We start from the raw sequence: 10,144 nt of genomic DNA, 5'->3' as shown, positions 1-10,144 counted from the left end.
AAAATATCGAAAACAACCCCATGCAAAGGGGCGGGCGGCCGCCGGAACTCGGAAATGCGACTTGACCCGTCGGGCAACTCAGCGATACATTTCCATTATTCCGAAATCGTGCGAGTGCCCGCCGTTCGCCGGCCACCGCCGGCGAAGCGTCGCGTCACGCCCCAGACGATTGCGGCGGTGGCTGCGGTCGCGATCAGATGCTTCAAGGTGTGTCCGCTGACGAAGCCAAGCGTGTCTGCGATTGGATGGTCGAGTACCTCGGCGATCTTGGCCAGAACATAAAGCCCCATCGCAGCGGCGAACGCGATGCGCTCGGTGCGCGGCGCGCGATGGATCGCCTGCCAGAGCGGGATCAGGACCAGCGGGAGCACCTGCAGCAGTAGATACGGCCGCAGGTCGCCTGCGCCATGCCTGTCGGTGTAAACCCACCACGCGACGCTGGCCGTGGCGAACAGCGCGAGAGCGATCGCTTCGAGGTTTGCTCGCGATCCCGGATGCGTGTCGCCGCGCACGCCGACCAGCAGGCCTGCGCCGGCGAGCGCGATCGGCAGCATGTCCCAGGTCAGCCGGCCGTTGCCGGGGGCGAGGTGAAAGCAGGCGGAGCCGAACGCGGTCAGCAACAGCCCGATCAGGAACAGCCGATAGCCCGGCCATCCAGCGCGAAGCTGATCGCTGTTGCGGTGGGGCCGGAGAGCAAGCCAGCCCCAGATCGCGACCAGCGCGAAGCCTGCGTTGGAAAGCACGTCGCCTGCGTGCGGGATTCCGAGAAGGGCCGAGTGGTCGGCGAAATCGTTGTAGTGGGCCGGCTGCGCGATGCGTCCGTGCAGCGCGAACGCTGCGATGATGCCGATCGTGGCGATCGCCGGGGCGGCCTTCATCCACGGCTTCACAGGCCGCGCGGACCCGGTCAATCCGTCGATCCGGAAGGTCGTCTGCATGGCCGGCTCCAGAAAAAATGAACAATGTTCAATAATAGACCAGAAGATTGAGCAATGTTCAAGTTCTATTTTGTGAGGCGATTTCGGCCAGCCTGGATGGGCGAGACGGGCTCAGTTGAGCCGTGGCGAAGGCCGCTCGTTGCAGCCGCCTCTGTGATCTCGGTCGGCGCGGCCTGCGCAAGCATTGCACCCGACGGCCGGCGCGCCACATGAATTGAGCGGCTGATCGTGCAGGTAGCGCAGCGTCGAAAGGCAACCGATGAGGCCGGCGGATTTCCTCGCCAAGCGAAGGCCGTCTTTCGCTGAAATCGCCACCGCGATGGTGGGTTATGCTTGTGGCGAGGTGTTGGCGTATGCCGGCGTCTTTCTGATCTTGCTCGCGGGTAGCTTCAACATCTGGGCTGGCCTGGTCGCGCTGTTATGTTGCGCGCTGCTTGTTACGCTGATTGTGCGCCGAGAACTCAAACAGGACATCAGGGCGCTCGATGATCCCAACGACAATTCCCGTGCGAACCGATTGATCGGCACAGCCTCCTCCAGCGCCGCAATCGGCACGCATCGGAGCGCGCGTCGCCCGGTCGCCCCTCGCTCGAACAGTCGTATGACCCGCGCGCTCGATGCCCTGGAAGATATGACCGTTCGATTTGCGATCGAATTTCTCAAATGCGTCGCCATCATCATTGCCCTGCCGCTGGGGATGGGCTTTGCGGCTGAAGTGGTGGTGTTCGTTCTGTCCGACCGGGATGTCGGTGGTGCCTTCGGCTCTGGTCTGGCCGGAGCTGCCAGCGGCGTTTTTGGCCTGGTCCTCGCCGTCGTGATCGTGCTCAGGCGCATTGCCGATATCGAAGACTGATCGGGCGCTTCCGGCGTCTGCGCCATTACATAGGGGCGGCCCGCGCGCAGGGCGCCTCAGCGAAGCGCCACATGCCGAAAATGTGCTGATGGTGACGCTTACGCCTGCGGCCGATCCACCCTACCTTTGCCGGGCGCCGACCGCCCAGCCTTAACCGATCCGATCCGGAGCGAACCAATTCCCCAACTCATCTTCGGCCTGACCAGCCTCTTGATCCTGGCCCGTTTCATCTGGCCGCTCGACTGGCCGCTCCCGGCTAAGATCGTCGCAGCGTTGTTCGTGCTGGTCGCCTTGCAGTTTCACCGCTGGAACCGCCTGTCGTCGGGATCGGAATTCTCGCCGGAGTTTCCGCGTCCGGTGGTTGCGCTGTTCAACTGGGCGTTCGGTGCGATCATGCTGCTGGCGCTGCTGCAGCTGACGCTCGATGCCGGATTGATCGTCGCCGCGGTGATCCACGGTGGCTTCGTTGGCGCGCCTGACGGCGTTCGCTACGCAATTGCCGGCGTCGCGGCCATAGCCGCCGCGATCGGCGTCCATCAGGCGATGCGCATTCCGCCGCTGAACGATGTCGAAGTCGCGATCCGTGGACTGCCGCGCGCGTTCGACGGCTACACCATCCTGCAACTGACCGACCTGCACATCAGCCGGCTGTTTCCCGCGTCATGGGCGCGCGAGGTCGTCGCGCGATCGAACAAGCTCGACGTCGACCTGATCGCGATCACCGGCGATCTGATCGACGGCACCATCGATGCGCGGCGGAGCGACATCGCGCCGCTGCAGGATCTCGCGGCCGCCGACGGCGTCTACGTGATCTCGGGCAATCACGAATATATCTTCGGCTATGACGGCTGGATGGCGCACTACGCTGCGCTCGGCCTGCGCTCGCTCGAGAACAGCCACATCGCGCTCGAGCGCGGCGGCGGCCGCCTGGTGATCGCGGGCATTACCGACCGCGCGTCGCGCCGCAGGACGCATCCGGTCCGCGACCTTGCCGCGGTGCTCGACGGCGCCCCCAAGGACGCGCCCGTCGTCCTGCTCGATCACCAGCCGAGCGATGCCCGCAACTCCGCTGCGCACGGCGTCGCCCTGCAACTCTCCGGGCACACCCATGGCGGATTGATTGCCGGCATCGACCGCCTGGCCGCGCCTGCCAATGCCGGCTTCGTCTCCGGCCGCTACGACGTCGACGGCATGACGCTGTACGTCAACAACGGCACCGCGCTGTGGCCGGGCTTTGCCCTGCGGCTCGGCCGTCCCTCAGAATTGACGCGGATCACGTTGCGGGTGGCGGACGGTGCCTGAGTGATCGATTGCGATGACGTTGTGACGCTTGCGAGCGCGCCGCGAGCAGGGCGGGTTACGGAACCAACGTCGCAATCGATAAACTTCGATCTGCTCGGCAAGTCTTTCTTTGGAGCGAGCCGATAAAACCTTCAGGCACGAAGGATTGTGTCCATGTACTTCCTCGCCGCCTGCCTGATTGTGGTCGTGTTGAGTGCCGCGATATCGTATCGTCGATCCAGAACTCTATTACGGAACCCTCAGGGACGGCTCGCGGCGTTTTTGCCCGCATTCTGCGCGGCAGCCTTTGCGCTGGGGCTAATCGGGTTTGATCGTGTTCAAGGCACGCAAGAATTCGGTCCCTCCACAACGACCTATCTTCTCATGCTGGTTGTCTCTTTTTTTGGCGGTTGGTTTCTTGGCATTATTGTCGGATTGCCCAACGATAAGCTGCCGTGACGTTGGCATCTTTGGCGCCACGGACGAAATTCGATGGGTTTCGCTGCGCTCTACCCATCCTACGCCAGCTTCACATCATACCTCCGCTGGCGAGGCGCCGTGACCCCGCACGGTTAAGACATTGGTCATCTCTTTGCTCGCATTTTCACGGCCTCATTCAGCAGGAGGCACCATGTCCGACATCACCATTCCCGGCGGAAAAATCCGTTCGTTTGTCGAGCGGATCGAGAACCTGGACACTGAGATCCAGGAACTGAGCGAGCAGAAGAAAGAGGTCTTCTCGGAAGCGAAGGGCGACGGCTTCGACGTGAAGATCCTCAAGGAGATCATCAAGCTGCGCAAGCAGGACCAGGACGAGCGCGACGAGCGTGAAAGCCTGCTCGATCTCTACATGCGCGCGATGGAAACCGCGCCGGCCGAAGACAAGACCGCGAAGGCGGCGTGAGGGCTGCGGAGGCGCGTTGTGCGCTTCCACCAGAAGGCAGCGAGCAGGGCGGGTTGGCGACTTGTCCGCCGTAGCTCATTGAGCGAAGGCGGAAGCGTAACCCGTCGCGTCTGTTGCCGGCGAAACGGCGGATTGCGCTTCGCTAATCCGCCCTACGCTTGCTAATGTAGTCCAGCAGGTGTTGAGCTCCATGAGCACCACCGCAGTACTGATCGCCGTCGCAGTTTCGCTCGCGGTGGCGATGCTGAACGAGCGGTGGGCTACACCTTGGACCGATGCACTCAGAAAAAAGGGCAACCTCAGCCCCAACCAATACAACAGGCTCTGGGCCATAGCGGTGGTGGGCTCCGGACTACTTACTTTTGTTCTCATAGAGCCCGTATTGCTGAATTGGCTCAAATGAGAAATCCCGCCGCGCCGGTTGCTAGCGAGACGGCGGATTACGCCGGAGCCTGTGATCGGGCCGCACTGCGCGCGGACCCGACGGGCTGATCTGCCCTACACTTGCTGGGGGGTGACCGGCGCAGCCTTGGGAATCCGGGACCTCGCGAAGGCGGAAGGGTCATTCTGTCAATGCTGTTTCGATGCGCCCAGCGCTTGAAGCGCCCGAGCCCCTCTGGCGGCGATGACCCTGCGATCGCGAGGTTTGGTCGGCGCCCTTCATAGGATCACCCGACGGAATTCCTGCCGGAACTCGAATATTCGTTTCCCAAGCAAGCGGCTGATGCTAAGATTGTGAAGTGCGAGTGATGCAACCAAAAGGAGGCTGTGATGCATCACATGTCTTGGCTTGGACCTGCCCTGGTCATTTTGGTTATCGTCGTAGGTATTGCCATTTGGAAAAATCCAAACGCTAGGCCACGACGACGGTCCCAAACCTATATGACGGACGTCAGCGAGAGTTGGCGCTACCCGCCACCACCACCTCCTCCTCCACCACCGCCGAATTTTCCGCAGCAGTAGCATCGTGATGGCTATCTCGCATCGCGAAGGACGACGCATTCTGCTAGCCTCAATTCGGCTCGAAAATTTGCTGTCAAAGCTCTGCTTACCCGGACGACGATCAGTTTGCATCCATCGCGATAGCGTGGACTCTTGCAGAAGCTGAATGGACGAGCCCAATTTCCAATTCGGCCGTTGCCCGAGGGCTTTCGTTACGATTCTGCAGCGAGTAGCGCGGGTTAGCGACTTGTCCGCCGTAGCGCATTGAGCGAAAGCGGAAGGCATAGCCCGCCGCAACCGTCGCGAACGAACTGACGGAGTGCGGCTTGGGCCAATCCGCTCGAGCCGATCTTCACCGATTCGTAGGATGGGTAGAGTGAAGCGAAACCCATCATTCGCGCCGCGGGGAAGGATCGATGGGCTTCGCTGCGCTCTACCCATCCTACAACGCTTGCTGCCATGACTTTGGCGTCGTCCTGTTGATGTTCGGCTTGGCCCGAAGCGGACAGTCGCGCGGTCAGCCGCCTTTATCGCCCTTTGACCCGGAGCCGCCCTTCCAAGGGGGTGTTCAGATGAGCCTGAAGGTGATTGCGATCCAGAAGAACACGATCAGCCCGATGCCGACCACCTTGAAGATCTCAACGTCTTCGCTGAGCCGCGTGAGGGACGGCGGCCCCCACAGGACCGTTATGACGAACCCCAGAACAAAGAGCGTGATCGACAGGATTGTGGAGGCGGTGTCGCCAATCGAGGTTCCCATCTGGACACTCCGCCCGTTGGATGTGGTTGGGAAATTTACAACATCTACGGGTTGAGGAAGAGTTGCCGACGCGCCGCAATCTAGGCAACAACAAGTAGCCCGCATGAGCGAAGCGAAATGCGGGGCGGTCGTATGGTCTGTAGTACTTACCCCGGATGTCGCGCGGCTCATCCGTCCTAAGCTTGCCGTGCAGCAGGCGCATCAATTCCTTGATCTCATTTCGGACGCTTTTGTGCGGCGATGGTTGTCGAAAGAAGCAGGACGGGGTGATTTGGACGTGGTGATGCTTTCGCGAAGGCTTGTCATTGTTGCTTCCATGCTCGTGCTCGGGACTTCAGCGGTTCGCGCGCAGCAAAGCGCCGAGTTTGATGCGTGCATGGCCAAGGCCGAAGGGGTGTCGACCAAGATGCTCGATTGCGGCAAGGCCGAAATCGGCAAGTGGGACACGAGGCTCAACACCGCCTATCAAGCCGTTCTCGCCAGCTCGAAGGGCGAGGCGCACGCGCAATTGCTCGGGGAGCAGCGGGCCTGGCTGAAGCATCATCTCAGCGAAACCCATCGCCTCGCCGCGGACCCCAACAACGGCTCCGTCGCCTTCCTCGACTCTCAGGCGTTCGAATTGAAGGACATCGCCGACCGCACGCTGGTTCTCGAAAAGCGCGCCCAGGGTTCGCGGTAATTCGCCCTACGCTTGCCGATCAATCGACAGGGCCATGCCCGTTCGGGTGAGGCCCGGTCTCAGCGTCAAGAAACACGACGCGGTTGACCGGGACTTTTTCCGCGTATCCCTTCCCGAGCGGCCAGGCGAAAAGTGCCTCCTCGATGTTCGCGATGATCGCGGCGCACCTTGCCGCACCGAGCCGTGCGCGCAATTCCGGCGAGAAGCCGTTCGAACGCCGCGGATTGAGCCGCACCTCCCAGGTGTCGGTGACGAGGGTAATGGAGAGCCGACGCTCGGCGGAAAATTCGAACGTCAGACCGTCATCAACATAGTCGTAGCGGTCCGGCCCATCGTCTGTGGGACCCCTGAGCGTTGGGCGGTGGATCACTTCGACCCCGTCGTCACGGACCAAAACCTGGTGATCCCGAACCGCATCGGGATCGAACGGCCGGTCGCGCACGCGCAGGGGCGTCACGCGCATTTGCCAGCGCGATGAGGGAGGGATTTGACGCAGCGCGACCGGATGCCCGAACTTCAATTCGTACCGAGCATAGTCGCCAGGAACTGCGGCAGGGGCGCGCGGAACCGTCCCTGACACGAGAACGAGGAAGCACACGACCCCAACAGGTATATGCGGGTGTCCGGCTGGTGTGGGCCACGCGCGAAGAGCCGCATCGATATCGGCGGCGATGTCCTCCACCGCGGAGCGCGGTAGCGGCCATGTGCGACCCCCGAGGCTCCATCCGCGCTGAAAATTGAAAACAACACTGTAGGTGTCGGTCGCAGTGCCGCCCCAATGCGTGCGGTCCGCGCCGAACTCGAATACGGTCTCGCCTTTCATATAGCGATAGTAGGGGCCCTTGATGCCTTTTCTGTTGCCGAGACAGATCAGCTTCAAGCCATCGTCCCGGCTCAGGACTTCAGCGAGAACCGGAACGTCGACGAATTTGACCGTTCGAGAACGCTTCCATTCGTCGGGGTCCAACTGCGAATAGCTGTGTGGTTCAGTGGAAAGGCGGAACATGGTTGATCCCGGGCGGAGCGGCGGCACAATACCACGACCGTCGCGGGCCAAAGGCGAGCGCGCGCTCGCAAGATTAACGAAAGCTGAGTTTGCTCGTCGGCGGTCGGGTGGCAGGGCGCAGCAGGTAGGGCGGGTTAGCGAAGCGTAACCCGCCGACAACCGTTGGAGACGGCGGATTACGCCTTCGGCTAATCCGCCCTACGCTTGCTGACGCGCGTTGTTAGATGTAGCGTCCAAGCCTCAGAGCGCTGGCGATAAAGCGCCAGCTACTTTTCAGTGATTATTAGCTCAGTAACAGGGCGCAATGAACTCGCGGACGCGGTTCAGAGTGACGGAACGGCCAGCCCCCACGAGTCTATAGAGACGGCGTTGTCCACTTGGCGTAGGGCAGCTCGGAATCCCCGCTATCGGTGAGGCCAAATCCCACCACCACTTCGCGAGAAGCGAGACTGAATACGTGCATCTTTGGGCCATTCATGCCCACGGAGCGGAAGTACCTGGATTTGCCCAACACCGATGAAACGCGTTCGGCTGTGCAGCCGTGCAGTGGGAAATGTCGATCCAGCACGTCCATGACATCGAAAATATCGCGCGGCTTCTTCGACAAGACCTCGTCGATGTCCGTCACGAACTCTTCCAATTTAGCCGCGCAATCAGATTCCTCGGGCACCGGGAGGCTCCCGACGGAGAGCCTGGTTTCCAGGGCTCTTGCCACGCCTAAATTGTCGTATTGGCAGGCAACCGGATCGAAGTTGTACACGACCGTATAATCGTTCCCAGAAATCACTGCCGTACAGAAGCCCCGCGCCTCCGGGCCGGCCTTGGCGTTGAAGCAGAGGGCAGGAGACACTGATCCTTCGCCGCTCAATGTATAGTTTGTGTGGACTGCTGCGCCCGCGGCGTCGTCGGCATTCAAGGGGACGCCGCGGGCTGCCTTTGAGCGAAATTCCTCTGCCGTACGCAGTCCAGGATAGTCAACAAACCCCCCGTCGTTGAGGTGAGGCCTGATCGACGTGGCGCATTTCGCTGGCAATTCGGATGGGGGCTGGGCGAATTGGAAGCGCGGTCCGATTCCATTCGCCTTGTCCAGATGGCCCGGCGTCATCACCTGAAGGGGTGGGGTTGCGACGATTTTGCGCTCCGCGGGATACGCTGGTGGTGCGAACGCAGAGAAGGCAAGAAACAGCACGACTGCCGTTGTACCGGTACGCATGAATCCTCTGCTCGTTCTTACAGCGTGACCGAGGTTAGCAATCCTTAGCACACAATGAAGGGCTGCTGATCTACGACGTGAAGCCCGGGAAAAGAGCGTAACACACTGCCAAAATGAAAACCCCGCCGTCTCCGGCGGGGTTTTTTGTCCTCTGCAAAAGTAGAGGGCGTTTTATTAGGGGGCGCTTTATGCTTGTCGCCGCATCCGGTTTGCGGCGACGGGCATAAGACGTCCCCTAACGCGTCGGCAAATCGCTGAAATCCCTCATCCCAGATTCTGCTCGGCGTTCGGCGAACTGAATGTTTTCGGGGCAAAGTATGTCCCCTACGTCAATGACCGCTGGCGAGCCCAGACGGCAGGCCAAATCGATTTCTCTCAGCCGGGTCTCTCCTCGGCTCGGCTCGCCGCACTGTCCTATGACCCGGTCGCCCGAGGGATGAGTTGCGCTCGCAGTTCGACCTGGTACGCTTTCTGCGGGTAGGGACACTTCAGGTGGTCGCGGACAGCATCGATCCGAGCAAGGAGGGCACCGATTGGACGGCGGACGAGGTCGCCGTGCTGGTCGGCAGCTATTTCCTGATGCTGGCGGAGGAGCGGGCCGGGCGGGACTACAACAAGTCCGAGTACCGCCGCAGCGTGATCGCTGCGATCGGCCGCAAGCCGGGATCGATCGAGCGGAAGCTGCAAAACGTGTCCGCCATCTTGGACGAGATTGGGGTCCCGTGGATCAATGGGTACAAGCCACTTCCGCACTATCAAGACGCCCTCGTCGCGGTGGTCGAGCAGCATCTGCTGCGCCATCCGGAGCTCTTCACGATCGGCGCCGGCCCGCTGCGGGTACCGGATGAGAGCGACATCCTGGTGGCGCCGCCAGCGTTCCTGAACAGCGATCCGGAGCAGCGGCCGTGGGCCATAAGGCGCCTGGTCGGCAAGTTCGACCCGGCGGCCCGGGATGCCCGCAATCGTGACCTGGGACGCGCCGGCGAGGAGTTCGTGGTCGCTTTCGAACGGCGACGTCTGGAGCGAGCCGGCAAGCCCAAGCTGGCCAAGGACGTCCGGTGGGTGTCCGAACTCGAAGGGGACGGCTTGGGCTACGACGTCCAGTCGTTCGATGCCGACAGCGGCGAGCCGCGCCTACTCGAGATCAAAACCACCTGCGGCAGCGAGCGGACCCCGTTCTGGATGTCCAGGCGGGAGTGCGACGTAGCGACGGAACAGAGTGGCATCTACCGGGTCCGGAGGGTCTTCCACTTCCGCAACGAGGTGAAGATGTTCGACATTGCACCACCGCTGGAAGCCGCGCTGCGACTGACTCCGACGACGTTCGTGGCAACGCCGCGGTGACACGAATGGTGCTATTCGCGGACAGCTATTTGTTGCGCATTCGACCATTCGCGTCGGGAACTCCTCTCTTACCTGGGTGAATTGCAACCATCCGTCCGTCTGGTCCTTGCATTGCCCGGCAACCGGCGGGAATAGCCACCATACGGCCGTCGCTGCCCTGCATTCCCCTTGCGCCGGAAGGAATTGCGGCCATTCTGCCGTCTCTGCCTTGCATGCCACGCCCG

The 10,144-nt window shown here is 61.7% G+C and carries 11 protein-coding genes; 7 read left to right on the top strand and 4 right to left on the bottom strand.

Going from position 1 to position 10,144, the window contains the following annotated elements; translation table 11 throughout:
• Positions 1-95: 95 nt before the first annotated feature.
• Positions 96-938: a hypothetical protein gene (locus ALC15_RS39050; protein ID WP_050631872.1), complete on the bottom strand. Its 843-nt coding sequence runs from the start codon at positions 936-938 to the stop codon at positions 96-98.
• Between the two features lie 259 nt (positions 939-1,197).
• Here ALC15_RS39050 and ALC15_RS44640 point away from each other — a divergent pair, with 259 nt between their 5' ends.
• The 5 genes from ALC15_RS44640 (at position 1,198) to ALC15_RS43850 (ending at position 4,379) form a co-directional block, all read left to right on the top strand.
• Entirely contained in the window at positions 1,198-1,791 is a 594-nt protein-coding gene (locus ALC15_RS44640) for a hypothetical protein (protein ID WP_050631871.1), read from the top strand.
• 177 nt (positions 1,792-1,968) lie between these two features.
• Positions 1,969-3,093 carry a metallophosphoesterase gene (locus ALC15_RS39040; RefSeq protein ID WP_050631885.1) on the top strand — a complete coding sequence of 375 codons (1,125 nt, stop codon included), beginning with the start codon at positions 1,969-1,971 and terminating at the stop codon, positions 3,091-3,093.
• A 153-nt stretch (positions 3,094-3,246) separates the two neighbouring features.
• Positions 3,247-3,531 (top strand): hypothetical protein, encoded by a 285-nt coding sequence (locus ALC15_RS39035; RefSeq protein WP_050631870.1) that lies wholly within the window; start codon positions 3,247-3,249, stop codon positions 3,529-3,531.
• 172 nt (positions 3,532-3,703) lie between these two features.
• Positions 3,704-3,976, top strand: coding sequence for a DUF2312 domain-containing protein (locus ALC15_RS39030; RefSeq protein ID WP_021079629.1), 273 nt, complete (start codon positions 3,704-3,706; stop codon positions 3,974-3,976).
• A gap of 190 nt (positions 3,977-4,166) precedes the next feature.
• Positions 4,167-4,379 (top strand): hypothetical protein, encoded by a 213-nt coding sequence (locus ALC15_RS43850; protein ID WP_128089725.1) that lies wholly within the window; start codon positions 4,167-4,169, stop codon positions 4,377-4,379.
• Between the two features lie 1,107 nt (positions 4,380-5,486).
• On the opposite strand, the gene ALC15_RS39020 is transcribed toward ALC15_RS43850, so the two are convergent.
• Complete coding sequence (locus tag ALC15_RS39020) at positions 5,487-5,678, bottom strand: hypothetical protein (protein ID WP_050631868.1); 192 nt, start codon at positions 5,676-5,678, stop codon at positions 5,487-5,489.
• Between the two features lie 103 nt (positions 5,679-5,781).
• Between ALC15_RS39020 and ALC15_RS39015 the strand changes: the two genes are divergently transcribed.
• Positions 5,782-6,357 carry a lysozyme inhibitor LprI family protein gene (locus ALC15_RS39015; protein ID WP_244486459.1) on the top strand — a complete coding sequence of 192 codons (576 nt, stop codon included), beginning with the start codon at positions 5,782-5,784 and terminating at the stop codon, positions 6,355-6,357.
• Positions 6,358-6,376: 19 nt separating this feature from the next.
• On the opposite strand, the gene ALC15_RS39010 is transcribed toward ALC15_RS39015, so the two are convergent.
• Positions 6,377-7,363 (bottom strand): hypothetical protein, encoded by a 987-nt coding sequence (locus ALC15_RS39010; protein ID WP_050631866.1) that lies wholly within the window; start codon positions 7,361-7,363, stop codon positions 6,377-6,379.
• Positions 7,364-7,718: 355 nt separating this feature from the next.
• A complete protein-coding gene (locus ALC15_RS39005) occupies positions 7,719-8,576 on the bottom strand; it encodes a hypothetical protein (RefSeq protein ID WP_128089724.1) in 858 nt (285 codons plus the stop codon).
• A 441-nt stretch (positions 8,577-9,017) separates the two neighbouring features.
• On the opposite strand from ALC15_RS39005, the gene ALC15_RS39000 reads away from it, so the two are divergent.
• The gene (locus ALC15_RS39000; RefSeq protein WP_244486458.1) at positions 9,018-9,920 is read left to right on the top strand and encodes a protein NO VEIN domain-containing protein; all 903 of its coding nucleotides are present in this window, start codon (positions 9,018-9,020) and stop codon (positions 9,918-9,920) included.
• Positions 9,921-10,144 lie beyond the last annotated feature (224 nt).

The organism is Bradyrhizobium viridifuturi (assembly GCF_001238275.1).
GTDB lineage: Bacteria > Pseudomonadota > Alphaproteobacteria > Rhizobiales > Xanthobacteraceae > Bradyrhizobium > Bradyrhizobium viridifuturi.
The sequence above is the reverse complement of the archived record's forward strand: the minus strand, read 5'-3'. Positions and strand labels throughout refer to the sequence as shown.

What these genes read in the sequence shown, in the direction of transcription:
- ALC15_RS39015 (WP_244486459.1), top strand. Translation starts at nt 5,782, where the DNA reads ATGAGCGAAGCGAAATGCGGGGCGGTCGTATGGTCTGTAGTACTTACC.
- ALC15_RS39010 (WP_050631866.1), bottom strand. Translation starts at nt 7,363, where the DNA reads ATGTTCCGCCTTTCCACTGAACCACACAGCTATTCGCAGTTGGACCCC.
- ALC15_RS39020 (WP_050631868.1), bottom strand. Translation starts at nt 5,678, where the DNA reads ATGGGAACCTCGATTGGCGACACCGCCTCCACAATCCTGTCGATCACG.
- ALC15_RS39050 (WP_050631872.1), bottom strand. Translation starts at nt 938, where the DNA reads ATGCAGACGACCTTCCGGATCGACGGATTGACCGGGTCCGCGCGGCCT.
- ALC15_RS39030 (WP_021079629.1), top strand. Translation starts at nt 3,704, where the DNA reads ATGTCCGACATCACCATTCCCGGCGGAAAAATCCGTTCGTTTGTCGAG.
- ALC15_RS43850 (WP_128089725.1), top strand. Translation starts at nt 4,167, where the DNA reads ATGAGCACCACCGCAGTACTGATCGCCGTCGCAGTTTCGCTCGCGGTG.
- ALC15_RS39005 (WP_128089724.1), bottom strand. Translation starts at nt 8,576, where the DNA reads ATGCGTACCGGTACAACGGCAGTCGTGCTGTTTCTTGCCTTCTCTGCG.
- ALC15_RS44640 (WP_050631871.1), top strand. Translation starts at nt 1,198, where the DNA reads ATGAGGCCGGCGGATTTCCTCGCCAAGCGAAGGCCGTCTTTCGCTGAA.
- ALC15_RS39035 (WP_050631870.1), top strand. Translation starts at nt 3,247, where the DNA reads ATGTACTTCCTCGCCGCCTGCCTGATTGTGGTCGTGTTGAGTGCCGCG.